Genomic DNA, 23,715 nt, shown 5'->3' with positions numbered 1-23,715 from the left:
CGTCACCTCGCTTCGGGTCGGGGCGTACGGGAAGGGCGCCGTCCGTCGGTGACGGTGCGGGTGTTCCGGGCCGTCCGGGCGGTGGGCGGGCATGCGGGAGCCCGGCGGGGCGGTGCGGGACGCGTGGCCGGGGCGCGGCGCCGACGCGTACGGACCGGGGATCAGGCCGCGGTGCGGTACAGGAAGTGCAGGTCTTCCGCGACGGTCATCGGGCTGCTGCCCTCGCGCTCCTGGTAGACGCGGACCCCGGGGCGGCCGGCGAAGAAGGCGGGCCCGGTGGTGGCGGAGGCGCCGGCCCGCGCGGGGAGGTACCGGCCGAGCTGGGAGAGCGGCTGTACGGAGGAGGCTCCCGGCACGGCGGCCGGGAGCACGACCCCGCCCTCGGCGAGCTGCGGGATCTTCGACAGGTGCACGCCGAACTTCTTGCCGAGGAAGTTGAAGCTCAGGTGGTTGAGCCCGTCGATGATCCAGTTGGCGAAGGCGATCAACCCCTTGACGGGGCCGGTGATGACACCGGCGATCGTCTGGATGCCGGTGGACATGAACGTACCCATGCCGTGCAGGGACTTCGACATGGCGTCGCGGACCCGGGTGAAGGCCGAAGGGAGCGTCTTCGTCAGCCAGGTGAGCGTCGGCTGGATGACGCCCTTGAAGCCGTTCCAGGCTCCCTTGACGATCGAGGTCACGGCGTGGGTCGCCGAGGAGACGGAGCTCCGCGCGCCCTCGAAGCCGGACCTGAGAGCGGAGCCGAGCGTCTTCAGGACGGCGCCGACGGTCCGCCGCACCCCTTCGAACACCTCGGACACGGTCTTCGCCCAGCTCTTGATGACGGGAGCCATGAACGCCCAGACGGAGCGGAACACGTCCAGCGCGGATGCGAAGACCTGCTGGATCACCTTCTGGCCGGTGGCTGAGTTCATCGCGTAGTCGATGAGCAGGGCGACGAGCGGGGTGACGATGCCGAGAACGAAGCCGAGCGGGTTCGCCTTCATGGCCGTGTTGATCCCGGTCATGACGACGGAGCCGACGGTCAGGGCGACACCGAAGGCGGTCATGGCCTTGGTGACGGTCGGGGCGTACTTCCCGAACAGGTCGGTCATGGAGCCGAAGGCCCCGGCGCCGGCGGCGAGTGTGCCCAGGATCGCGACGGGGCCGCGGGCCTTGGTGGCGCCGGCGCGGATGCGGGTCGCGGCGGTGGAGGCGGAGGTGCCGAGTCTGCGGAATCCGCCCGCGGCCTTTGTGGCCGGGGAGGTGATGGCTCTGACGCCGTTGCCCGTCGAGACGGCACCGGCCCTGATCCGGTCGACCGCGGCGCTGACCTGGCGGAGTGAGGTGGTGAGGCGTTGTGTGGCGCCGCGTGCCCCGGAGACGTTGCCGGCGAAACTGCGCAGGGGCGCCGCGATTCCGGCCAGCGGGTCGCCGACACTCATCCTCGGGCCTTCGACAGGAACAGCAACGCGCCGGCGGTGTCCTGGACACTGCTGCTCGATGCCTCGTAGTACTGCTCGATGTAGAAGCCACCGTCCGTGGCGGCGGCACCGTTGCCCACCTGGCCGGCCCGGGTGGTGTGGCTCAGGAGCCTGCTGAGCTTGGAGAGCGGCAGTACCGCCTCCGCTTCACCGGCTTCGGCGACGATGGTGTGTACACCGCCGTTGCGCGGCTGGACGATACCGCCCTGGGCGAGGCGGGGGATGGTCGGCAGGTGGATGCCGAAGGACTTCCCGCCGACGACCGGCACCCAGCCGGGCACGGACACTTTGATGCCGTTGAGCTTGCCGATCGCGGAGTTGATCAGCCCGATCACCGCGTTGATCGGGCCGCTGACCGCGCCCGTGATCGCCCCGAAGGCGTTGCTCGCGATGGACTTCAGGCCGTTCCAGGCGCTGGACAGCTTGCTCTTGACGGCGCTGAAGGCGGCGGGGACGACGCTTTTGATCCAGTTCACCACCGGGGAGATGACGGACTTGATGCCGTTCCAGACGGTGGTGATGACCTTCTTCACGGCGTTCATGGCCGTCGTGATAATCGTCTTCCAGAGGGTGAAGTAGGTCTTGATGACGGTCGCAACCGCCTTCACGACCACGGAGACGGCGGTCTTGATCCCGTTCCACACGCTCTTCATGAGCTTGCCCGCTGACTGCATGATCGGGCCGACGGCTTTCATCACCGCGGTGATCACGCTCTTGATGACGGAGAACGCGGTGCTGAGGACCTTCTGCATCGTCTTCGAGCGCGTCGCCATGTCCACGACCTTGGCGATCAGCGGGGCCAGCAGGTCGAGCAGGACGCCGATGAGGTTGCCCTTCATCGACTTGTTGAGGCCCTTCATGCCCTTGTCGGCCTTGGAGGCACCCGCCTCGAACTTGCCGAGGCCCGTCCCGCCGGTCTGCCCGGATTTGCCGGCCTTGGTGACGGACCTCTCCGTCTTGTCGGCGGCCTGCTGAAGCGATTTCATTTCCTTCGCGGATTGCTGGGATGCGCTTTTCATCCCGGTCATGCCGCTGCTGCTGCTCTGTACGTTCTGTCTCAGGCCGGTCGCGGCGCGGCCTGCCTGATCGAGACTGGTCTTGAAGGTACGGAGATTGTCCGACGCCTTCTTGAGGGTGGCGGTCAGTGCCATGCGGATTCCGATCGTTTAATGGTCGGCTGCCGGAGAGGTCCTCGCCGGAACTCGCCCTGCCGAGTCAGCTCGCAGTTCCGGCCAGCGTGCGCATTTCTCTGTTGAGAGCGCCGATCGAGGTGGCCAGCGTGTCGATGGTCTGGTGCTTCTTGGCGGCGTTCTCCAGTTTCTTGGCCGCCGAAGCCATCTGTCGCATCGCACTGGGGGTGGCAAGGCCACGTACTTTTCCGCGATATGTATCGATCTCGGCGTTCAGCCTCACCATGGCCGTCTTGACCTCGTCGATCTGTGTGGCCGAGGTGAGGTTCGGTCGCTGCGCCTGTACCGAGCCCTGTCCCGCACCCTCCCCCTGTGCCAGCGGCGTTTCGGCGGGCTGCATCCCCCAGCCGCGCCATCCCCCCTGCTGCCCGCGGCCGAAATAGCGGGGGTTTATCTCGTCTTGTGGCCGCACGGCGCCGAAAGTGCCCATGGTTCTGGTCCGACCGGTGTACGCGATCGTCATCTGCTTGGCCTTCACCAGGAGACCTGCCAGCAGTCCGGCGGCGGCAGTCGCGGCCGCGGCTGCCAGCAGCACCTTGGCCAAGAGATCGCTGCCTTTGAAGACGGCGAGGAACTCCTTGACCGGAGAAGTCTCCTTAACGATGTCTTTCCAGGTTTGTTCCTCCTCCTTCTTGGGGCCCTTTTCGATGGCAGTCTTGAGGGTTTTTACCTGTTCGTCGAAGTGCTTGGTCGTGAGAGCGGTTGCTGCTATTCCGTCAACCTTTCCTTCGACAACGACTACTTTGTCGTACACTTCTTCAGTGGTGCGTGACCCCATGAATTACTCCCGTCTGAAGTGAACGGACCGGTTTTCTGCTTGCTCCGGCCCAGTCGCATCTGATATTGTTCGGAGGAAAATCTTGAAAGTGGGGGTTCGTGAACGTCAAGCTTTTCTTTCTCGCCGTGGGCCTCATGATGCTTGCGGGCCTGTTTTTCTTCTTTGCTCTCGGCTCCTTCGGCGTACCTCGAGAGAGGCGGCGGTATGGAATCGTCGCTTTGTGGTTCTGTCTGGGATTGGCCTCTCTGGGCTCGGCGATCTACGCACTCTCCCTTTGAACTGAGACCGCGTTCATGCATCGTGTCCGCCGCATTCGCACGTGGCACAGCCCGCGTCCCTGACAGTCGCCGGAACGTAGCGGACAAGAGATCGCGTGCCACGCCCCCCGTCGGCCGCCCCGGACGCGCGGGGCGGCCGACGGGGATGCGTCACCCGAAGAACCGGGCCAGGTCCGCAGGACTCGGGACTGTCTGCGGGGCGTCGGCCGACGTGGTGTCGCCGGCCTCCTCGTCCCGCTCGTCCCTCTCCTCCGCGTCCCCCGGCCGCGGCACCGGTACCGGCTGTTCCGGTGGGTCGGTCTCCCCGTCGCCGTTGACGACGGAGAACATCCAGTTGGCCGCCGCGAGATGGTCCACGACCGCCGCCAGCAGGTAGTCGGTGACGGACCACTCGGCGGCCTCGCCGTCGGTGTCGCGGATGGTGGCGCTGTCCCGCGGCAGGTGCTTGATCAGGATCGCGAGCCGGCGGGAGGAGAGCTCCCCCCGGTGCCAGTCGAGCAGATCCACCCCGTAGTGCCGGAGCAGGTCCGCTTCGAGAGCCTCGGCGTGTTCATCGGCGAACGCGACGAGGCTCAGTCTTCCCCCAGGCCGAGCCCGGTCTCCTTGCCGTACGCCTCCAGGATGGCGGCGATGTCCTGCATGGTGACGTCGAGCTGCGCGAAGCGGGCGAACTGCTTCTTGCCCAGCAGGAGTTCGAGCAGGCCGTCGACGTCGTTGTCGTCCAGGCCGCGCAGCGCCCGGGCGGTGACGCGGGTCAGTTCGGTCGGCAGCTCGAAGGTGTCGCCGTCGATGGTGAACGACCAGGAGCGGCCGAGGGCCTCCATGCGCTGGGCGCGGGCGGCGGACACGTCGAAGGTGGCCATGGGGTCTCCGTTTCGGGAAGGGCGCCGCACCGGCTGCCCGGTCGGGCGCGTCGCGGTGCGGCGGGTTCGGTACGTGCGAACGTGCGGCATGTGCGGGTCGTCCGGTGCGGACGTCACGGGGCGCCGGTACGCCGGGCGGGCCGGAGCGCCGGCACCCCGTGGAGATGCGCCCCCGGAGGCCGGGAGCGTCGGGGTCACGCCTTGGCGTACGACGGGTCCTTCATGACGAAGGTCGCCAGCGGCTGGGTCTCGCCGGAGGACAGCGCCGTGAAGGTGACGCCCAGCGAGGCGGCGGCCTTGCGGGCCAGCTTGATGTCGTCCGACGCGGTGACCTGGCCGCGCGGGATCACGAAGCGGTAGGTGACCTCGAGGCCGTCGTGGAACTCCAGGCCGAGGGCGCGCTCGTCGAACTGCGGGCCGTCCGGCACGTCGTAGGAGTAGACGCCCGGGTTCTCGGTGGCGTTCACCGCCGAGACCGTGTCACCGCCCATGAAGAACGGCAGGGTGTCCTCGTTGAACTGGAGCATGGCGAACTTCAGCGTCAGGTCGCGGTCCGCGTAGATGAAGCGGGCCGGGCTGACCGCCTGCCACGTCTCGACCGGGTCGAGCTTGTCCTTCTTGGAGAAGGTCACGCCGTCGGTGGACGTGTAGCCCAGGTCCCGCCACACCGCCTTGTCCCAGTCGGCTGCCGGGTCGTTGGAGAACGTGGTCGGCGCGGGGGTGCCGGCCGGGGCCACGAGGATGCGGCCCGTCCCGGCGATGCGGATCTCGGACGAGTTGTTACCAGCCATGAAGGTGGCTTCCTTTCCAGGGGTGGTGCCCCCGTGCGGGGGCCGCCGTATCCGGGGCGGGTACGGCGAAGGCCCCGCCGAGTCGGTTCGGCGGGGCCTGGTTCGTGGGGCGTCGCGCGGCCCGGTGGGCGGTCGGACGCCGGTTCCTGGTGTCGCCGGCGGGTCGCCGGTGGAGTCGTCTCGGCCGTGCGAGTGCGGCGCGGGGCCGTCAGTCCGTACGGACCGTGAAGCGGAGGATGCACATGTAGCGGTTGGCGCCCGCGTAGACGTAGTCGGGCAGCCAGCGCGGGCCGTCCTCCTCGACCACCTCGCTGACGAACGAGGTGCCGAAGACGGTGCCGGTCGCGGCCAGCAGCGTGGCGCGGGCGGCGTTGGCGAGGGCGTGGGCCACCGTCTTCTCCGGCCCGTAGACCTCCAGCTGGATCAGCGGGCGGTCCACGTGCAGGTCGTCGACCCAGGCACCGCCCATGCGGGAGATCAGCACGGCCTTCTGCGTCCCGTCGAAGCCGGCCGGCGGTGCGTCGTCGACGTACGCGTCCGCCAGCTCCGGGCGCGTCTTGAGCAGGTCCCGCACGATCGCCTGGACGTCCGGGAACGTCCCTGGCGCGGATGAGGGCATGGTGTCACTCCTTTGTACGGGCCGAGGACGGACGCCCGTGCGTACGGCCCGTACGCACGCCGGACACGACGGCGGCGGAACCGTGCCCTCGGAGGGAGGTGGGCACAGCTCCGCCGCTGCACTCATAGTGATCCATGAATTGCGTGCGCGCAACCAACTTCAGTCGGAGAGGGGTTGGTTCGAGCGTTCGAGCGTCGAGGTGCGCCGAGGAGGTGGGCGCGTGTCGTCGCGTCATATGCCAGGTGGTCGCACCTAGTTCTGCGCTATCCTGACGAGCCGATTCGAACAGAGATTCGATCGAACCGAGCATGGGATGGACCGACGCAGGCGTAAGGACGGTGTGGGGTCGTGACGACGAACAGCGAATGGAGGCCGGTTGCCGGCGGTGAGCAGTCGTGGTGACCGGGGAGCCGGACGAGCGGCTCGCGGACGTCATGGCCGCCGCGGTCACGGTGGCCGTGGAATCGGCGGAAGCCGGCCGCTACACGGGAGAGGTGGGCAGAACCCTGGCCGCGGTCGTGGGCGAGGTGGGTGCCCGGATCGCCGGAGAGGCGGAACTGCGGGGCTTCTCCACCGGCTGGCAGGAGGCGATGGCCGCGAGACCCGCAGGGGCGCGGCCCCTCGGCACCGCCCGGGCCCACGCCTGAGGGGTCCGGTCCGGCCCCGGCTGCCGCCCGGCCCGGCTGCCCGGCCCCCGTGCAGGCCCCGTAGATACGCCGCGCCCGTACACCGGTGAGTGCCCACCGACAGCGCACCGACCGGCCCCGGCCGTGTCGTCCACGGCCCCGCACGCCGCGCCCCTGGGCGCGCCCTGCGAGTGGTACGAGGGGGCGGCCGAGCCCGGGCCCACGCGTACGCCCCCGGTTCCCTGTTGTGCGGGAACCGGGGGCGCCGGTGTGTGTCGCTGGGCCGGGAGCCGCCCCGGTCAGCCCTGCGAGGCCGGGCCGGGGGAGGCGGAGGTGGCCGTACGGCGCCGAGGGGCGCGGCGGGTGGCGCGTTCGGCGGCGAACACGTCCTCCAGCCGGTACAGGTGGCTCCTGCCCTGGTGCCCGGAGGGCCGCAGATGGCCGAGCTGGACCCACTTCCTGATCGTCGCGGGCACCACCCCCGCCTCCTGGGCCGCCAGGGCGCTGGTCACCAGAGTGACGCCGGTGAGCGAGTCGTACGGGTGTCGAGGGGCGGTCATCGGGCATCGGCCCCGCTTCCGGCCCGGAGGGCTACTGCCGCGACCACCTGGTGGCCGGCTGTCGCGGCCGCCCAGGCGTCCCCCTCCCAGAGATGGCGGAAGGCCGGATCGCTCACGCAGTCGCACTCCTCGTCCCCGCAGCGGCACCCCGGATTCACACAGAGCACGGCCTCCCGGTCGGGGAAGGCGCGCAGGGAGACCGAGTCGCACCAGGGGCAGCGCCCCGGCAGCCGGACCATCGTCTCCGTCTCGCCCAGGGCCCGGGCGCACCGCCGGGCCATCCGGCGCAGCTCGTCGCGGGCGTGCCGGGCGAGCGTCGGGTCGGCGGCGGTGTGCCCCAGGAGCCCGGTGATCCGGGAGAGCCTCTCGGGGACCGGGGCGCGGCGCGGACGGCCTGACCCGAGCCGGCCGAGGAGCGCCTCCTCCAGTTCCACGACGCCGTCACTGATGTCGCGCAGCGCGTCCGACACGTGCAGCCGCACGGGGGTGGCCGAGTGCCCGGGGACGGCGAGCCCCCGCTGCTCGTTGCGCAGCGCCTCCTCGCGTTCCGTGCGGCTCAGGGCGGCGCGCGCGGCCCGCTCGGCGGGGCCCGGGACGTGCCGGACGGCGGACGGGCGGCTGCCCGAGGAGGGCGCCAACTCCTCCAGCAGATCCGGGAACTGACGGGCCAGAGTGGCGGCCCACAGCGCCCCGTCCCGGGCGAGACTGGTGCCGTCCGCTTCCTCGGCGGTCCGGTCGCGGGTCGTTCCGGGGGAGTGCCCGGGGGACTGCCCGGCGTCTGGTCCGGTGGCTCCGGGAACCTCTTGCTCGTCACCCATGGCGGGCCTTCTTTCTGTGTGCTCCTGCGTGCTTCCGTGCCTGCTGTCCGGCTTCGCCGCGGACCGTGCCCCGGTCTTCCCGTCTCCGGGGAGGGCGCCCTGGAGATGCCCGGTCAGGCCGCCACCCGGCGGCGCCTGCCGCGCTCCAGGGCGACGGGCCGGCCGTTGCGCCAGAGCCGTCCCGCGCACACCCCGTCGAACCAGCTGTCGGCCGGCGCCACCGTCTCCTCGCACTGCCGGACGACCGGGCAGCGGGCGCAGGCGCCGAGAGCGGGCGCGGCCTCGGCCGGATGCCGCGCGAAGACCGTCTCCGGGGGCAGTCCCAGGCAGGCGGCCGAGGTGGTCCAGGTGTGGGAAGGGAGGGAGAGGAACGACGGATCCATGGAGGCTCCTGGTGCGCGAGCGGTGGGACGGGAGGGGGTGGCCTGACAGGCGTCAGGGGTTCGACCGGAGATGCACAGTGGCAGATTGCGTGCGAGCGCGCAACGAAAAGACCGGTGAGCGATCACTTCCGGACAGTGACGCAGGGTTACTCCGAGGCTGCGATACGCACGGAAAGGGGCACGTCTTCAGCGAATCTCCACATTGCGCGCGCGAAAGCTCATAATTATGCGCGCGCAAGCGCGGTAACCTGAGGTTCGCTTCGGAGGGAGGCGAAGACCTGTGACCGTCAGTGAACTGGAACAGTTCACGGCCTGGATCGAGGACGTGATCCGGCGGCGTGGATACGACATCGACAGCCCGCGGGGTGGCGGAAAATCCCGCCTCGCCGACGAGGCGGGCGTCCATCGAGCGGCCATCACGCGGCTGCTGCAGCGGCAGAGCATGCCCGACCTGGAGACGATGCGCAGACTCGCGCACGTCCTGGGCATTCCTGTACGGGAGATGCTCATCCGCTCGGGCCGGCTCACCGAGGACGAGCTGCCGCTGCCGCCGACCGCGGACGACCTCGACCGGCAGAACGCAGGCAGTGAGCGGATCACGCTGGAGGAGGCCGCCACCGCGCTCGGTGTCCCCGCCGACCAGCGGGAGATGTTCCTGCGGGTCGCGGGGCAGTTCCTGCCCGCGGACCCGGTGGGCCAGGAGTTCCCCGCGCGGCGGACCCGGCGCGGATGAGGCCGGACGGGCTGGCGGCGTCCAGGTGTCCGTAGGGCCGGTAACCGCGCCCTGAGTTCCTGTGCCCCCGGCTGAGCCGCCGCTCCGCCGCCCACCGCCGCCGGGCCGCGCGTGCGCATGATCGCTAAGCTGTTCCGGTTCCGTTCGAAGGGCTGGGGCCGGCCGTCATCGGCCCCGCTTAACCAGGGTGGGGAAACGGCGCTCCGATCGAGGACGGAGTGCCGCACTACTGTGTCGGAAACGGTGGTGAAGGAGACGTCAGGAAGAGCCGCGCATGGGCGAGGGCGACAAGGGCTCCCGGCAGGCGAACGGCTCGTCCGGGGCCGCACCGTGTCATCGGCGGCGGCCGGGATCGGACGTGGGGGAGGACGAGGAGATGCCTCCCGGCGACCTCGCCCGGCTGCTCGCCGCTGTCGGTGTTCTGCTGGGGAGCCACGCGGCGAGCGAGCTCGTGGTCGTGCCGCGCGAGGAGATGGAGCGCCGCGAGTACGCCGCGTACGGGCAGGGCTGGCGGGACGCGGCGGCCCAGTACCACCGGCCCGAGTGGGCCGAGGGCCTTCCGGCGGCGGACGCCGACGACCGGACGCCCGGACAGGCGGCGGTCATCCCCTTCCGCCGCAGACTCACACCCGGTACGCCCGCAACTCCAGGCGCACTTGGCACGTCCGCATCGCCAGACACATCCGGCACGCCCGGCGACGCGAGGCGCGACGGGACGGACCCCGCGGGGACATCTCCGTCCGAGGCGTCTACGGACCAAGCGGGTCCCGCCGTGGATCCGGCGGATCCCACGGGCGCCGCCGGCGACTCCATGGGCGCCCCCGACGATCCCATGGGCGCCGCCGGGAACCCCGCGCATTCCTCGCATACGGCCGTCGATCCTGCGGACCCGAGGACCGCACGCGCCACCCCGTCGGCCCCTGGCCGAGCCCGCTCCACCGACCCCGCGGGCTCCGGGCCCACGGGTGCCGCATCCTCGACCCCATCCCCTCCGCCTCCGAACCAGGCAGAGGGGGCGGGAGCGGAAGGGTTTCGGGTAGAAGGCCCCCGGGCGGACCCCTCGGCCCGCCCCCGCTCCGCGACTCCCTCGCGTCCCCCGGCGTTCGCCCCCAAGAATCGCCGGTCCAAGGTGCCCACCATCCCGCGCCTGCCCCGGCCGCGCCGCCAGGGCCGCCCTGACGGACAGGAGTCCTGACGGACAGGAGTGAAGGGACGGTCCCGCGCGCCCGAGCCCTCGCCCCCGCGCCGGCCTGATGAGCCACATGGTGTGTGTCCCTCCCGGCGGCCCCCAGGAATCCGCACGTCGTGCTGCGGATCCTCGGCCGGCGCGTGCGGTCAAGGCCCACCTGGTCGGCGAGGTCCAGAAGGTCTGCAACGCGCAGGGTGTGTCGATCCGCGACAAGGCGCAAGCCTGTGTGACGTGTGGATCCTCAGGAGGAGGGGGGTGCCGGCCGAAGGCAGGGCTTGATCAAGTTCCGTAGGTGTCCGGATCGTCGGTGATGCCCAGGATGGGGAGTGCTCGTTGGGGCTCGTCGCGGATCGCCCGGGTGGTCTTGGCGATGTTGTCGGCTCCGAGGGTTTTCAGCGCGCCGATGGCGAGGTTGCGGAGGGTGGCCATGGCGCGGGGTGCGGTACCGGTGTGGACGGTGGAGGCGTCCTCGGCGAAGGTGACGTCTCTGATGTGGTGCGAGGAGTTCTCCACTCCCCAGTGCCCGCGGATCGCGGCGGCCAGGTCGGCGGGCCCGGCTTGGTGGGCGTCGAGGCTGGTGACGGCGTAGACACTCTCACGGGTCTCACGCTTGCCGGTCTGCTTGCGGCGGTGGTGGACGCGGATAGCCAGGCGGGCATGGGGAAAGGCGATTCCGCCGAGTTCGTCGGCGATCCCGCAGGTCTTGATCGAGCGGGACTCCCGGCGTCCGTGTCCGGCCCGGGAGGCGGTGTGCTGGACAGCGATGGACTGCCGGGGCAGGGCGGCGAGTTGGGCGTGGCGGTGGGCTGATTGGTCTTGATCACGGCGATGTAGTGGGCCTTCTTGGTCTCGACCAGCCAGGAGATGTTCGCCTTGACCGAGTGCAGGGCGTCGAAGGTGACGACGGTGTGGGTCAGGTTCAGCGGTGCCGGCAGCGGCCGGAAGTGTGTGGTTTCGTTCGTCTTCGCGCCGACCTCCGCCTGGGCGAGGGTCACGACAGTGCCGTGCCGTGAGTGACCGCGGAGAGCAGATGTCGGCGCGTCGCGGTGAGACGGGCTGATCCCTTGAGTGCTTTGCCGTCGACAGCGATCGCGCGCGACGTCCCGGACGCGGAGGGCGACGGCGCCTGGGCGGGTTCGATGGCGGCACGGTGCCGGTCGGCCAGGTAGGCGCCCACCGCCCGGTCCAGGGCGTCACCGTCGACAGCCCCCAGCACACGGCCGATCGTGGCCGGCGACGGAGTGCGCCGCCATCTGAGCAGGTGGCGGCGGATCCCGATCACTGACAGGAGTGCGTTCGAGGAACGCTGTCCCCACTCGGCGAGTTCGTCGATGCTCTTCGCTCCCGAGACGACCGCGCAGGCACACACCAGCAGGATCGCGGTCAGCGAGTACCACCGGCCCCGCCGTGCGCGCGGGTCGGGCACCGAGTCGAAGTAGGGGCGCAGGTCGGCGATCCGGCCGGTATCCAGCGGCCCCAGTTTCACCAGCACGGCAGGGATGGGAGAGGGCGCAGCAGCAGGCACGGGTCGCCTCATGATCATCTGGCTTAGACACCCCATGATCACGAAGCCCGTGCCTGCTCTGCTATGCGCCCCAACCACTCACAACCCGACCAGCCGCACGACCCCGGAACGTGCAACCGCCCTGGGCCGAAGGGGGGCGCGGAGGCGTCAGCCGGAACGCGAACATCGCTGTCATCCAAGGGCTGTCCCGCAATTCCCGGCGGGCACGCGACGACAGCTACAGCACCTCGCCGCGTTGTCGGAACGTCCGCAAACATCCAGTATGCCCACGCTCCTCCGCCTTGCGATGCACCGCATCTGACGCCGCGCGCTGATCCACCGGCAATTGCGGGACTGCCCTTACCGCGACAGTGAAGGAGAGAGAGGCATTACGTGACCCGGCGGAGGAGGGTATGGTCTCCCGCCGGGTGGGTTCGCGGTCCGCATCTTCTACGACCCGCGCATGCTGGGCAGGGCTACGACGGAAAATCTCTTGAAGAAGAGACTATGGAAAAGCATGGGGGGTGCCTTTTCGGTGTGGACCGGTCATAGCAGCTCCTGCGACTGCAGTGGTGTTGTCTTCTCGGCCCCGACGCGTCGCAAATGTCTTTCGGTGCATGAGGTCGGCGCACTCCGATGTGTGGTGTCTCATACCGGCGAATGAACGAGTCCGGAGTCCGGAGGTCTGTGGTGCTCAACGTTTTTGGTGTGATTTTCGCTGTTGCCGTTCTCGCTCTTATTTCCTTCGGAGTTCCTTATCTCAGGCAGGCTCCTCTGCGGCGAAGAGGTGTGCGCACATGGGGGTGGGAGGCGTCCAGGTCACTTCCCCAGGACGGAAAGATAACGGTGCGTTACGGGTACGACGGGCGAGACGGCGGGCTGCACAGCATCGTGATGGCAGGGCTCACCACACAGCCCTCCGGATCGAAGGAGATCATCTACGATCCGCACAATCCGAAGCGCGCCGAATTCGTTTCCCATATGCCGGAAAACGTGAAGGGGAGGCGTAACCTCCTCGTCTTTCTGCTGGCTGTGGCGTTCGTGTCGCTCGTTCTGGGGTGTATCGGTGCAGTGGCGTGAACCTCGGTTCCACGTGACGACTCGCGGGTGACGATCGTCCGGGAATCGCGGATTCTCCCTGCCGTCCGGGCTTCCCGATCGGGCTGCTCGGCTTTGTTCGCCAAAAATGCAGAAACGGGGAAGAGATTATCGTGATTGCTGTCGCGTTTTTTGCCTTCGTCGTCACCTTCTTGGCCCTCCTCGTCTCCGGTGTTCCCTTCCTGACGCGGGCTCCGCTGCGCAAGCGCGGAGTCCAGGTCATGGGCGGGGAGGTGAGCCGGAACATTCCCCGCGAGGGGAGGATCGGTGTGCAGTACGGCTACCGGGTGGCGAACGGTGATGAACACACCACCTGGCTGACGAGCACGGTGCAGATCCCGGCCTTCCGTGACGCGAGGTGAAGAGTGGCCCCCTGTGCCCCGAACCTCCCCTCGGCCGCGACTCCGGCCCCGCGCCGACCGAGTGGATCACGGTCGCCGAGGCCCTCGGACGCTCACGCCGTCCCGTCGACGGCGGCGGCCGGCGATGTCGCGGCCGATGTCCCCGGCCGAGGTCCCCCTCCTGGTGGTCAGCATTTGTTTTGACCCAGGTCCGTGAGGTAGGTACGCTCAAGCCTTGTGCCTGGGGTGTGCCTGGGCTCGTGTGCGTGTCCTCAACCGCACGGCGAGTCCGTAAGTGGCCACCGCAATCGAGGTTTCTTCCGCCTTACCGCGGGGGCTTCCAGTATTCGACACACCCGACCGCGTGGGTCGGTGCGTGTTCCAGGTTAGTTTCACGAACGGCACACAGAAACCGGAGAAGTAGTGCCTACGATCCAGCAGCTGGTCCGGAAGGGCCGGCAGGACAAGGTCGAGAAGAACAAGACGCCCGCGCTCGAGGGTTCGCCCCAGCGTCGCGGTGTCTGCACGCGTGTGTTCACGACCACCCCGAAGAAGCCGAACTCGGCGCTCCGTAAGGTCGCGCGTGTGCGTCTGACCTCCGGTATCGAGGTCACGGCCTACATCCCGGGTGAGGGGCACAACCTGCAGGAGCACTCCATCGTGCTCGTGCGTGGTGGCCGTGTGAAGGACCTGCCTGGTGTTCGTTACAAGATCATCCGCGGTTCGCTCGACACCCAGGGTGTCAAGAACCGCAAGCAGGCCCGCAGCCGCTACGGCGCCAAGAAGGAGAAGTAAGAATGCCTCGTAAGGGCCCCGCCCCGAAGCGCCCGGTCATCATCGACCCGGTCTACAGCTCTCCTCTTGTCACCTCGCTGATCAACAAGATCCTCCTCGACGGCAAGCGTTCCACCGCCGAGCGGATCGTGTACGGCGCCATGGAAGGCCTCCGCGAGAAGACCGGCGCTGACCCGGTCATCACGCTGAAGCGCGCGCTTGAGAACGTCAAGCCCTCGCTCGAGGTCAAGTCCCGCCGTGTCGGTGGCGCCACCTACCAGGTGCCGATCGAGGTCAAGCCCGGTCGCGCCGCCACCCTCGCCCTGCGCTGGGTCGTCGGTTACTCCCGCGCCCGCCGCGAGAAGACCATGACCGAGCGCCTCATGAACGAGCTGCTCGACGCCTCCAACGGTCTTGGCGCTGCCGTCAAGAAGCGCGAGGACACCCACAAGATGGCCGAGTCCAACAAGGCCTTCGCGCACTACCGCTGGTAGTCGCTCACCCCATCGAGACCGAGAGAAGATTGAGCCTTATGGCCACCACTTCGCTTGACCTGGCCAAGGTCCGCAACATCGGGATCATGGCCCACATCGACGCGGGCAAGACGACCACCACTGAGCGGATCCTCTTCTACACCGGCGTCTCGTACAAGATCGGTGAAGTCCACGACGGCGCTGCCACGATGGACTGGATGGAGCAGGAGCAGGAGCGCGGCATCACGATCACGTCCGCCGCGACGACCTGTCACTGGCCGCTCAATGATGTTGACCACACCATCAACATCATCGACACCCCGGGTCACGTCGACTTCACCGTCGAGGTGGAGCGTTCGCTCCGCGTCCTCGACGGTGCCGTCACCGTGTTCGACGGTGTGGCCGGCGTCGAGCCGCAGTCGGAGACCGTCTGGCGTCAGGCGGACCGCTACGGCGTCCCGCGCATCTGCTTCGTCAACAAGCTCGACCGCACCGGTGCCGACTTCTTCCGTTGCGTCGACATGATCGTCCAGCGCCTCGGCGCGGTCCCGATCGTGATGCAGCTCCCCATCGGAGCGGAGGCCGACTTCCGTGGCGTCGTCGACCTCGTGACGATGAAGGCCTTCGTGTACCCCGAAGAGGCCGTCAAGGGCGAGATGTACAACATCGTCGAGATCCCCGACAACCTCAAGGAGGCCGCCGAGGAATGGCGCGGCAAGCTCCTCGAGGCCGTCGCGGAGAACGACGACCAGATGATGGAGCTGTACCTCGAGGGCAACGAGCCCTCCGAGGACCAGCTGTACGAGGCGATCCGCCGGATCACCCTCGCCTCGAAGGGCTCGGCCGACTCCGTCACCGTGACCCCCGTCTTCTGTGGCACCGCGTTCAAGAACAAGGGCGTCCAGCCCCTGCTCGACGCCGTCGTCCGCTACCTGCCTTCCCCCCTGGACGTCGAGGCCATCGAGGGCCACGACGTCAAGGACCCGGAGCTGGTCATCAAGCGCAAGCCTTCGGACGACGAGCCGTTCTCCGGCCTGGCGTTCAAGATCGCGAGTGACCCGCACCTCGGCAAGCTCACCTTCGTCCGGATCTACTCCGGTCGCCTCGAGGCCGGCACCGCGGTGCTGAACTCGGTCAAGGGCAAGAAGGAGCGCATCGGCAAGATCTACCGCATGCACGCGAACAAGCGTGAGGAGATCGCGTCGGTGGGCGCCGGTGACATCGTCGCCGTCATGGGCCTGAAGCAGACCACCACGGGTGAGACGCTGTCCGACGACAAGAACCCGGTGATCCTGGAGTCCATGGACTTCCCGGCGCCGGTCATCCAGGTCGCCATCGAGCCCAAGTCCAAGGGTGACCAGGAGAAGCTGGGTGTCGCCATCCAGCGCCTCTCGGAGGAGGACCCCTCCTTCCAGGTGCACTCGGACGAGGAGACCGGCCAGACCATCATCGGTGGTATGGGTGAGCTTCACCTCGAGGTGCTCGTCGACCGCATGAAGCGCGAGTTCCGCGTCGAGGCGAACGTCGGCAAGCCCCAGGTCGCCTACCGCGAGACGATCCGCAAGACCGTCGAGCGCATCGACTACACGCACAAGAAGCAGACTGGTGGTACCGGCCAGTTCGCGAAGGTGCAGATCGCCCTCGAGCCCATCGAGGGTGGCGACGCCTCCTACGAGTTCGTCAACAAGGTCACCGGTGGCCGCATCCCCCGTGAGTACATTCCCTCGGTGGACGCGGGTGCCCAGGAAGCCATGCAGTTCGGCATCCTGGCCGGCTACGAGATGGTGGGCGTCCGCGTCACCCTTCTCGACGGTGGTTACCACGAGGTCGACTCCTCGGAGCTCGCCTTCAAGATCGCCGGTTCGCAGGCGTTCAAGGAGGGTGCCCGCAAGGCGTCCCCCGTGCTCCTCGAGCCGATGATGGCCGTCGAGGTCACCACGCCCGAGGACTACATGGGCGATGTCATCGGCGACCTCAACTCCCGCCGTGGCCAGATCCAGGCCATGGAGGAGCGCAGCGGCGCTCGCGTCGTGAAGGGCCTCGTGCCCCTCTCGGAGATGTTCGGCTACGTCGGAGACCTCCGCAGCAAGACCTCGGGTCGCGCAAGCTACTCGATGCAGTTCGACTCCTACGCCGAGGTTCCGCGGAACGTCGCCGAGGAGATCATCGCGAAGGCCAAGGGCGAGTAACTCTTCCGAGCTCACGCTTTAGGCTTGTCACCGGAGCCCGGTCGGGCATTCACCGCGACGCGCGAGCGGCGCGGCGAATGCCCCCGGCACCGGCATTCCAGCAAAGATCACCTGGCGCCGATGAAGCAAGGCGTACAGAACCACTCAGGAGGACCCCAGTGGCGAAGGCCAAGTTCGAGCGGACTAAGCCGCACGTCAACATCGGCACCATCGGTCACATCGACCACGGTAAGACGACCCTCACGGCCGCCATTACCAAGGTGCTGCACGACGCGTACCCTGACCTGAACGAGGCCTCGGCCTTCGACCAGATCGACAAGGCTCCTGAGGAGCGCCAGCGCGGTATCACCATCTCCATCGCGCACGTCGAGTACCAGACGGAGTCGCGTCACTACGCGCACGTCGACTGCCCGGGTCACGCGGACTACATCAAGAACATGATCACGGGTGCGGCGCAGATGGACGGCGCCATCCTCGTGGTCGCGGCCACCGACGGCCCGATGCCGCAGACCAAGGAGCACGTGCTCCTGGCCCGCCAGGTAGGCGTGCCGTACATCGTCGTCGCGCTGAACAAGGCCGACATGGTGGACGACGAGGAGATCCTGGAGCTCGTCGAGCTCGAGGTCCGTGAGCTCCTCTCCGAGTACGAGTTCCCGGGCGACGACCTTCCGGTCGTCAAGGTCTCGGCGCTCAAGGCCCTTGAGGGCGACGCCGAGTGGGGCCAGACCGTTCTCGACCTGATGAAGGCCGTCGACGAGTCCATCCCGCAGCCCGAGCGTGACGTCGAGAAGCCGTTCCTCATGCCGATCGAGGACGTCTTCACGATCACCGGTCGCGGTACGGTCGTCACCGGCCGCATCGAGCGTGGTGTCCTGAAGGTCAACGAGACCGTCGACATCGTCGGTATCAAGACCGAGAAGACCACCACCACGGTCACCGGCATCGAGATGTTCCGCAAGCTGCTCGACGAGGGCCAGGCCGGTGAGAACGTCGGTCTGCTGCTTCGTGGCATCAAGCGCGAGGACGTCGAGCGCGGCCAGGTCATCATCAAGCCGGGTTCGGTCACGCCGCACACCGAGTTCCAGGCCCAGGCCTACATCCTGTCGAAGGACGAGGGTGGCCGTCACACCCCCTTCTTCAACAACTACCGCCCGCAGTTCTACTTCCGTACCACGGACGTGACGGGCGTTGTGACCCTTCCCGAGGGCACCGAGATGGTCATGCCGGGTGACAACACCCTCATGGACGTCGCGCTGATCCAGCCGGTCGCCATGGAAGAGGGCCTGAAGTTCGCCATCCGTGAGGGTGGCCGGACCGTGGGCGCCGGCCAGGTCACCAAGATCATCAAGTAGTCACTTGATCGTCTGACCTGGTTGCTCCGCACTGAGCGCCAAGAAGGGCCCCGTACCTCTCGCAGGAGAGGTGCGGGGCCCTTCGGCGTGTGCGGGACGGTGCGGCTGGTCACCACGGAACCCACGCGCGAGCGTCAGTGTTCCGCTACTTTGTTCGAAATCACACGGTCGGCATGACGCGGCCGGCATGAAGACGGCCCGAGAACGCGGCCGCGAGTGGGGGAGAACAGTGAGTACCAGCACGCCGTCGGAAGGACATTCCGACCACGGTGACGGACCGGCGCCCGTGTCCGAGGAACAATGGGCGCAGCTGGTAGGGCAGTTGGAGGAGGGTGGGGCTGACGCCCCGAAGGAACCGTCGGCGCGCGCCCGTATGGTCACCGCGAGGCTGCGCGCCCTGGACGAGGAGGCCGCCCGCACGCAGGGCGGGCGCCGCTGGGGCAGTAAGAGCAAGCCGGCCCAGCCGTGGCAGCCGGACGGCTGGCGCACCGGGCCGGCGTGGCAGGAGATGAACAGGCGCGGACGGAAGAGGCGGCGTGTCGCCGGCGCCCTCGGGTTCGTCGCGGTGGTCGGCATTCTCCTGGTCACCATGCGTCCGAGCCTGCTGACCGACCACCTGCCGGGGGGCGGCGACTCCGTCGACGCCGGGCCGCTGCCCGCGGAGACCGCACCGCCCACCGCCGCGCCCGCCGAGTCCGACCCGGACCGGCCGACGGTCGAGGAGCCGTTCCGCGGTTCGCCCGCGCTCCGCTGGGCGGACGGGGCGGAGGGGATAACCGTCCCGGAGGCCAGGGCGGTCGGAGGAATAAGCACGGCACAGGTCGAGGAGTTCCTCCGCACGACCCGGCAGTTCCTGATCGCCGCCAACCTCGACCCGGCCACCCTGCGGGGCGAGAAGCCGCGCGAGGCACTCGCGCTCCTCGATCCCCGGCAGAAGGACGTGCAGGACATGCTGGCCGGCGCATGGACCCGGCCGGACGAGGAACACGACCCGCTGGCGCTGTTCACCCGCATCGATCCGGACGACGCCCGCCTGTCGGGGAACGTGGTCAAGACCAGGGGACGGATGACCGTCGGGGCGGGGAGAGAGGGCTCCGTCGAGGCGCACGCCGACTACACCTTCGTGTACCCCGTGCTGAAGGCGGGCAGCCAGGACGAGGTGACGCGCACCATCGTGCGGCGGCGGCTGACGACCGTGCTGTACGACCCGGAGCGTTTCCGGACGACCCCGGGCACGCTGTCGTTCTCGCGGTACGAGCAGTACGCCGGCAACACCGCCTGTCGGGTGTACGACGGCTTCCTGCACCCGTCCTTCCCGAGCGACGCTCCGGAGACGGCTCCCACAGGCGCCGCGGTGGACCCGTACGACCGCAGCCGCGTGCCCACCGACGACGGCCAGTGCGGCACGGTCACGCGTACGTGAGCGGCCGTTCGACGTGAGTCCTCCACCGGGTCGTGCGTCTCCACGACCCGGCCGGGCCGTTCGGCCGCGCGGATGCCGGTTCCCGGCCGGTTCGGTGTCCGTCTGCGCGTCGCCGGTCGGCGGACGTGCCGGGGCCGCTAGCTTTCCGTGTGCCGCCGCCGCGCTGAGCGGCCGCTCCTTCCCCGGGGGTCCTGAGAAGAGGTCGATATGGTGTTCCGACGTGCCCGTCCGCTGGCGGTGGGGCTGGTCTGTGCGGCCGCCGGCGCAAGTCTCGTACTCGGCGGTGCCGAGGCGTCCCCGGCTGCCGGACGGGCCGCGACCGCGGTCACGGCTCCGGAGCCCGGTCCGCTCAACGCCCTCACCGATGTTCCCGGCATCCGTGTCGGTCAGGTGCAGTCGACACGCCCGCCCTACCTCACCGGAGCGACCGTCGTCCGCACGCCGGGCGAGCCACTGGCCGGCGTCGACGTACGCGGCGGCTCCCCCGGCACGTGGACGACCGACATCCTCGCCCCCGTCAATGCCAACCCCGGGGTCGACGGGATCGTCCTGACCGGTGGCAGTTCCTGGGGCCTGGACGTCGGTGTCGGTGCGATGCACTGGCTGGAAGACCATGAAGGGGTCTCCCTCCCCATCGTGCCGGGGGCGGTCATCTGGGACCTCGGGCGGGGAGGCAGCGAACGGGCACGGCCGACGGCCTCCTGGGGGTACCGGGCGATGCAGGCGGCCAAGGACGGTCCCGTGCGCCAGGGCACCGTCGGCGCCGGGACCGGAGCTCTCACGGGGGCCGGCACCTTCAAAGGAGGCGTGGGCACGGCAAGCGTCAGGCTGGACGACGGGACCGTCGTCGGGGCGCTCGTCGTGGTCAACGCGCTCGGGAGCACGGTGAACCCGAAGGACTGCACGCTGCTGGGAGCCGCGCTGGGCATCGGTGACGAGTTCGCCGGGCTGCGCAAGCCGTCACGCGCGGAGTGCCGGCCGGTCACGGGCACGCCGCAGGGCGGGGCGGATCCGGCCGCCCACACCACGATCGCGGTCGTCGCCACCAGTGCGGCCATGGAGAACGCGGCACTGACCCGGATGGCCGCGGCAGCCCAGGACGGACTCGCCCGGGCGATCCACCCGTCGCACACCCTCTCCGACGGCGACACCATCTTCTCCGTGGCCACAGGCACCGGCCGGGGTCTGTCCAACGCCGACCCGGCCGACGAGGGGGCGCTCACCCGGATCGGCTCCGCGGCGGCCGACACCCTCTCCAGGGCCGTCGCCCACGCCATGCTCGAAGCCACGTCCGTGCGGCAGTACAAGAGCTACTGCGACACCTATCCGTCGGCCTGCGCGGACCTGCGCCGATAACGGCCGCGGGGCAGCCGGCCGTTACCCGCACTGCTTCTCCGAGGCGGGCGACGGCCGGTCCAGGGTCGGCCCCCGGCCCACCGCTCGGCGGCCGACCGGGGACCCGTCTCACATCAGCCGGTGGCAGTGGCCGAGGTTCGGCATGCTGACCTGGGACGTCGCCCGCCGCAGCATGCCCACCTTCTGCTGAAGGGGCCGCTGCTGCTCGCCGTGCAGCGCGTTGAGCACCACCACGGCGCCGGTCAGGGCGGGCACCGCCCACTGGATGACCGCCATCTGCTGCCGGGCCTTCTGCAGGTCCACCGGGTGGTGGGCGGCCTTCTCGAGGTCCTCCGGAGCGCCGGAACTCGCCAGCTCCACCTTCTTGCCCAGGACCCGGCCGTAGGTGGAGGCCGCCAGGGCGGCACCGGTCAGCAGCGTCTTCGCCAGCGCCGAGGCCGCGACACCCTGCTGGGTCCTGACCCGGGCGGCGTTGGCGACGAGCAGACCGGTGCCGCCCATCAGGTGCAGTCCGATGGCCGCGGCGGCCACCGGCGTCCACTTCGCCCATCCTGCGCTGGCGATCCGGTCCGTCTCCGTCTCGCTCGCCCCCTCCGAGGCGGCTGCGCCGTTCAGTCCGACCGCACCCATCAGCGAGCCGCCGAACCAGGCGGCCAGACCGAGATCGTGGATGCTGCGGATCACCGTGTTGCGTTCCGACATCGTCGCTCCTCTGTACGCGGAGGACCTGCGGGTACCCACAGGTCCTCCTCCACGCTCGGTGGGATCGGAGCCGCCCACCACAGGTGTGGCGCATTCGGACGAAAGGCGCCGTGCGGCACGGCGGCCGCAGCCCTCAGGCGCGAACTCCTGCGTCCCGGGCAGCGGCGGCGGGCTGGTTGTACGAGACGGTACGGGTGACGATCCGGCCGTCCGGGAGGCGTACCCGGCCGCGGCGGAGGTAGCCGGTGGCCTCCAGTTCGCGCAGGGCGGCGGCGATGCGGGCCTCGCTCTCCGGGAAACGGCCCGTGAGCACCTTGATGCCGATCTACGCCCGGGCGGGCAGCGACTGGATGTGCAGGGCGAGCCCGATGGCGACGAGGGAGAGTCCCCTGTGGCGGCTGAGGTGGTTGCCGACGACGGTGAATCCCGCCGAGTGCCGGACGTAGCTGTGGATGACGCCGGACGACGGCGTGACGCCCCCGGATGCGGGGGACGGGGCGCACGGGGGCGCGCTAACCTGCTGGGTACCCATCGGGAAGCTCCTACTTCCTCGGTGGTCAGGCCCTCGGTCGGGATTCGCATTCCCAGCCGGGGGCCGTCGCATGTCTGTGAATGTCGCGCCGAGCATACGCCCGGCAACCCAGACCGAATCCAGCTCAGTTGCCCTATGTCACCCGCGCGAGTGACGTGGGCCGAGGTGGGGTCGGGTCGGGTGGGGAAGGTGATTTCCCTACGTTCTCAGGAGCTTTACTGGTTGTTCGTTTGCCACGCGGACCAGGGCCCGAAGGTTGTGCCCGCCACGATCTGCCACCGCACCCTGCTGCCGTAGCCTTCGTAGTAGTTCTTGCTGGTGTTCTCGTAGAAGTCCTTGTTGCAGACTCCCCACTGCCCATTGTTCAGTTGGTATGCGCTGCACGTGCCCAAACGGTAGGTCTGCCATCGCTGGCCGTCCCAGAGTTCGTTTTGCCACCGCACCTCGAGGCCCACCGTGGAGGAATCCCAATTCCGGACCCAGAATTGGTCACCATACTTCCTGAAACATCCGTTCCCACTCGTGACGGACGTGCAGATGGCGTCGGAAGGCAGAGACCCGGGTGTGGCGTAGTCGTAGTCAGCAGCATGCGCGGTGGGTCCCCCGATGGCCATCAGGGCAAGGGCGGCTGCGGCGACTAAGAGTGCGCGGAGCTTCCTCAACGTGTCATCTCCTCGGTGCGGTGGCGATCGATTCCGGATCGCTCTGACGGAGCCGTTCTGAAAGCGAGAGCCCATCCGTATGCCGGGAGCTCCGACGCGGAAGGCAATCGCTGGCCAGGGGAGCGTGCCAGACTGGCGTCCACGAGTCCATGAAGAGATGTGTTTTTGGTCAGACCTCGGTCGAGGCGGGCGCGGGTGAAGGCGATCAAGTAGAACTGCCGGCAAACACGCTTAAGGCTTTCCAGCGGCCAGACCGATAGTTGAAGCATGGGGCCTCCGGCCTGGCCCGGTGGGAAGTTCGGATCTAATATTGGCCACCTCTCGACTGTCAGCCCATCCGTCGGGCTTAGGTAAGAACCACCCATCCTGAAACTCTGGCCTCAACCTCACCATCGCAGATTGACGAAAAGGCGTTCAGGTACGTCAGTTCGTCGGAACCCTTGGACCATGTAGGACACGGTCCGGTGTCGTGGGGGACCAGGACGCGGTCCACCGGGTCGTGGGCCTCCACGACCCGGTGCGGCCGTCACGGTGCGAGGTCGATCTCCGCCCACACCGTCTTGCGCGGTACGGGTCCGGGGACGACACCCCAACGGTCGGCGAGCGCCGCGACGATCACCAGGCCGCGCCCCGACTCCTCCTCCGGACCGGGGACGGTCACGGCGCCGGGCGGCAGCCGTTCGCCCCTGGCGTCGGTCACCTCGATCCGCAGCACCGGGCCCCGGACGCTGAGGCCCAGCCGGAAGTCCCGCCCCGGTACGCGGCCGTGGAACACGGCGTTCCCGGCCAGTTCGGCGACGATGTGCGCGGCCGCCTCCGTGGGCAGCCCCCAGTCGCCGAGATGCGCCGTCGTGAGCAGGCGGGCGAGCCGGGCCGCCCGGCGGGTGGGGGAGAGCAGCACGGTGAACTGCCGGCTGGGAGCGGAATGTTCGGTTCGGGTGATTTCTGGATTCACGTCACTCACCGTGGTCGCTCCGTGCCTACTCTCGGAAGGAGTGACGCCCGTACGGGG

General features: G+C 68.9%; 26 protein-coding genes and 1 pseudogene. 11 read left to right on the top strand and 16 right to left on the bottom strand.

Annotated features, from left to right (window positions below; translation table 11 throughout):
- Positions 1-161 precede the first annotated feature (161 nt).
- The 3 genes from ACH4VO_RS16750 to ACH4VO_RS16740 all read right to left on the bottom strand — a co-directional run bounded on the left by ACH4VO_RS16750 (position 162) and on the right by ACH4VO_RS16740 (position 3,437).
- Positions 162-1,430: a hypothetical protein gene (locus ACH4VO_RS16750; RefSeq protein WP_360997706.1), complete on the bottom strand. Its 1,269-nt coding sequence runs from the start codon at positions 1,428-1,430 to the stop codon at positions 162-164.
- Positions 1,427-2,620, bottom strand: a complete 1,194-nt coding sequence (locus ACH4VO_RS16745) for a phage tail protein (RefSeq protein ID WP_360997704.1) — start codon at positions 2,618-2,620, stop codon at positions 1,427-1,429. Before ACH4VO_RS16745 ends, ACH4VO_RS16750 begins: the two co-directional genes overlap by 4 nt.
- 64 nt (positions 2,621-2,684) lie before the next feature.
- The gene (locus ACH4VO_RS16740) at positions 2,685-3,437 is read right to left on the bottom strand and encodes a hypothetical protein (RefSeq protein WP_360997703.1); all 753 of its coding nucleotides are present in this window, start codon (positions 3,435-3,437) and stop codon (positions 2,685-2,687) included.
- A gap of 98 nt (positions 3,438-3,535) precedes the next feature.
- Between ACH4VO_RS16740 and ACH4VO_RS16735 the strand changes: the two genes are divergently transcribed.
- Positions 3,536-3,715: a hypothetical protein gene (locus ACH4VO_RS16735; RefSeq protein ID WP_360997701.1), complete on the top strand. Its 180-nt coding sequence runs from the start codon at positions 3,536-3,538 to the stop codon at positions 3,713-3,715.
- A 150-nt stretch (positions 3,716-3,865) separates the two neighbouring features.
- On the opposite strand, the gene ACH4VO_RS16730 is transcribed toward ACH4VO_RS16735, so the two are convergent.
- From ACH4VO_RS16730 to ACH4VO_RS16715, 4 genes are all read right to left on the bottom strand, one after another.
- On the bottom strand, positions 3,866-4,222 hold the full coding sequence (locus tag ACH4VO_RS16730) for a hypothetical protein (protein ID WP_360997699.1): 357 nt from the start codon (positions 4,220-4,222) through the stop codon (positions 3,866-3,868).
- 65 nt (positions 4,223-4,287) lie between these two features.
- On the bottom strand, positions 4,288-4,578 hold the full coding sequence (locus tag ACH4VO_RS16725; protein WP_299532172.1) for a hypothetical protein: 291 nt from the start codon (positions 4,576-4,578) through the stop codon (positions 4,288-4,290).
- Between the two features lie 194 nt (positions 4,579-4,772).
- Positions 4,773-5,369, bottom strand: coding sequence for a phage tail protein (locus ACH4VO_RS16720; RefSeq protein WP_360997698.1), 597 nt, complete (start codon positions 5,367-5,369; stop codon positions 4,773-4,775).
- A gap of 208 nt (positions 5,370-5,577) precedes the next feature.
- Positions 5,578-5,988: a hypothetical protein gene (locus tag ACH4VO_RS16715; RefSeq protein ID WP_360997697.1), complete on the bottom strand. Its 411-nt coding sequence runs from the start codon at positions 5,986-5,988 to the stop codon at positions 5,578-5,580.
- 398 nt (positions 5,989-6,386) lie between these two features.
- Here ACH4VO_RS16715 and ACH4VO_RS16710 point away from each other — a divergent pair, with 398 nt between their 5' ends.
- Positions 6,387-6,635, top strand: a complete 249-nt coding sequence (locus tag ACH4VO_RS16710; RefSeq protein WP_360997695.1) for a hypothetical protein — start codon at positions 6,387-6,389, stop codon at positions 6,633-6,635.
- 278 nt (positions 6,636-6,913) lie between these two features.
- Here the strand turns inward: ACH4VO_RS16710 and ACH4VO_RS16705 are convergent, their stop codons facing one another.
- The 3 genes from ACH4VO_RS16705 to ACH4VO_RS16695 all read right to left on the bottom strand — a co-directional run bounded on the left by ACH4VO_RS16705 (position 6,914) and on the right by ACH4VO_RS16695 (position 8,375).
- The gene (locus ACH4VO_RS16705; RefSeq protein WP_360997693.1) at positions 6,914-7,174 is read right to left on the bottom strand and encodes a hypothetical protein; all 261 of its coding nucleotides are present in this window, start codon (positions 7,172-7,174) and stop codon (positions 6,914-6,916) included.
- The gene (locus ACH4VO_RS16700; protein WP_360997691.1) at positions 7,171-7,992 is read right to left on the bottom strand and encodes a hypothetical protein; all 822 of its coding nucleotides are present in this window, start codon (positions 7,990-7,992) and stop codon (positions 7,171-7,173) included. Before ACH4VO_RS16700 ends, ACH4VO_RS16705 begins: the two co-directional genes overlap by 4 nt.
- Before the next feature lie 113 nt (positions 7,993-8,105).
- On the bottom strand, positions 8,106-8,375 hold the full coding sequence (locus ACH4VO_RS16695; protein ID WP_360997690.1) for a WhiB family transcriptional regulator: 270 nt from the start codon (positions 8,373-8,375) through the stop codon (positions 8,106-8,108).
- 280 nt (positions 8,376-8,655) lie between these two features.
- Between ACH4VO_RS16695 and ACH4VO_RS16690 the strand changes: the two genes are divergently transcribed.
- Entirely contained in the window at positions 8,656-9,108 is a 453-nt protein-coding gene (locus ACH4VO_RS16690) for a helix-turn-helix transcriptional regulator (RefSeq protein WP_360997688.1), read from the top strand.
- A 1,468-nt stretch (positions 9,109-10,576) separates the two neighbouring features.
- Here the strand turns inward: ACH4VO_RS16690 and ACH4VO_RS16685 are convergent.
- Both ACH4VO_RS16685 and ACH4VO_RS16680 read right to left on the bottom strand, forming a co-directional pair.
- Positions 10,577-11,062 (bottom strand): ISAs1 family transposase, encoded by a 486-nt coding sequence (locus tag ACH4VO_RS16685; RefSeq protein ID WP_360997748.1) that lies wholly within the window; start codon positions 11,060-11,062, stop codon positions 10,577-10,579.
- 226 nt (positions 11,063-11,288) lie between these two features.
- Entirely contained in the window at positions 11,289-11,789 is a 501-nt protein-coding gene (locus ACH4VO_RS16680) for a transposase family protein (protein ID WP_360997686.1), read from the bottom strand.
- A 699-nt stretch (positions 11,790-12,488) separates the two neighbouring features.
- On the opposite strand from ACH4VO_RS16680, the gene ACH4VO_RS16675 reads away from it, so the two are divergent.
- From ACH4VO_RS16675 to ACH4VO_RS16640, 8 genes are all read left to right on the top strand, one after another.
- A complete protein-coding gene (locus ACH4VO_RS16675; RefSeq protein ID WP_360997685.1) occupies positions 12,489-12,881 on the top strand; it encodes a hypothetical protein in 393 nt (130 codons plus the stop codon).
- 131 nt (positions 12,882-13,012) lie between these two features.
- Positions 13,013-13,261 carry a hypothetical protein gene (locus ACH4VO_RS16670; RefSeq protein WP_360997683.1) on the top strand — a complete coding sequence of 83 codons (249 nt, stop codon included), beginning with the start codon at positions 13,013-13,015 and terminating at the stop codon, positions 13,259-13,261.
- 402 nt (positions 13,262-13,663) lie between these two features.
- Positions 13,664-14,035, top strand: coding sequence for a 30S ribosomal protein S12 (gene rpsL, locus ACH4VO_RS16665; protein WP_003948652.1), 372 nt, complete (start codon positions 13,664-13,666; stop codon positions 14,033-14,035).
- A 2-nt stretch (positions 14,036-14,037) separates the two neighbouring features.
- Positions 14,038-14,508, top strand: a complete 471-nt coding sequence (gene rpsG, locus ACH4VO_RS16660) for a 30S ribosomal protein S7 (protein ID WP_018101248.1) — start codon at positions 14,038-14,040, stop codon at positions 14,506-14,508.
- Positions 14,509-14,546: 38 nt separating this feature from the next.
- A complete protein-coding gene (gene fusA / locus ACH4VO_RS16655) occupies positions 14,547-16,676 on the top strand; it encodes an elongation factor G (RefSeq protein ID WP_069171167.1) in 2,130 nt (709 codons plus the stop codon).
- A 158-nt stretch (positions 16,677-16,834) separates the two neighbouring features.
- Positions 16,835-18,028 (top strand): elongation factor Tu, encoded by a 1,194-nt coding sequence (tuf, locus tag ACH4VO_RS16650; protein WP_360997681.1) that lies wholly within the window; start codon positions 16,835-16,837, stop codon positions 18,026-18,028.
- Positions 18,029-18,215: 187 nt separating this feature from the next.
- Entirely contained in the window at positions 18,216-19,451 is a 1,236-nt protein-coding gene (locus ACH4VO_RS16645; RefSeq protein ID WP_398440955.1) for a hypothetical protein, read from the top strand.
- A 207-nt stretch (positions 19,452-19,658) separates the two neighbouring features.
- Positions 19,659-20,807 (top strand): P1 family peptidase, encoded by a 1,149-nt coding sequence (locus ACH4VO_RS16640; protein WP_360997678.1) that lies wholly within the window; start codon positions 19,659-19,661, stop codon positions 20,805-20,807.
- 108 nt (positions 20,808-20,915) lie between these two features.
- Here the strand turns inward: ACH4VO_RS16640 and ACH4VO_RS16635 are convergent, their stop codons facing one another.
- The 4 genes and pseudogenes from ACH4VO_RS16635 to ACH4VO_RS16620 form a co-directional block, all read right to left on the bottom strand.
- The gene (locus ACH4VO_RS16635) at positions 20,916-21,509 is read right to left on the bottom strand and encodes a hypothetical protein (RefSeq protein WP_360997677.1); all 594 of its coding nucleotides are present in this window, start codon (positions 21,507-21,509) and stop codon (positions 20,916-20,918) included.
- 160 nt (positions 21,510-21,669) lie between these two features.
- A pseudogene (locus tag ACH4VO_RS16630) lies at positions 21,670-22,041 on the bottom strand (helix-turn-helix domain-containing protein); the annotation flags it as partial.
- A 215-nt stretch (positions 22,042-22,256) separates the two neighbouring features.
- Entirely contained in the window at positions 22,257-22,433 is a 177-nt protein-coding gene (locus ACH4VO_RS16625) for a hypothetical protein (protein WP_360997675.1), read from the bottom strand.
- 796 nt (positions 22,434-23,229) lie between these two features.
- Positions 23,230-23,658 carry an ATP-binding protein gene (locus tag ACH4VO_RS16620; protein ID WP_360997673.1) on the bottom strand — a complete coding sequence of 143 codons (429 nt, stop codon included), beginning with the start codon at positions 23,656-23,658 and terminating at the stop codon, positions 23,230-23,232.
- Positions 23,659-23,715: the final 57 nt, after the last annotated feature.

Source organism: Streptomyces sp. NPDC020780, from assembly GCF_044334475.1.
GTDB lineage: Bacteria > Actinomycetota > Actinomycetes > Streptomycetales > Streptomycetaceae > Streptomyces.
Note: the sequence above shows the minus strand (reverse complement) of the source record. Positions and strands in the feature narration are given on the sequence as shown.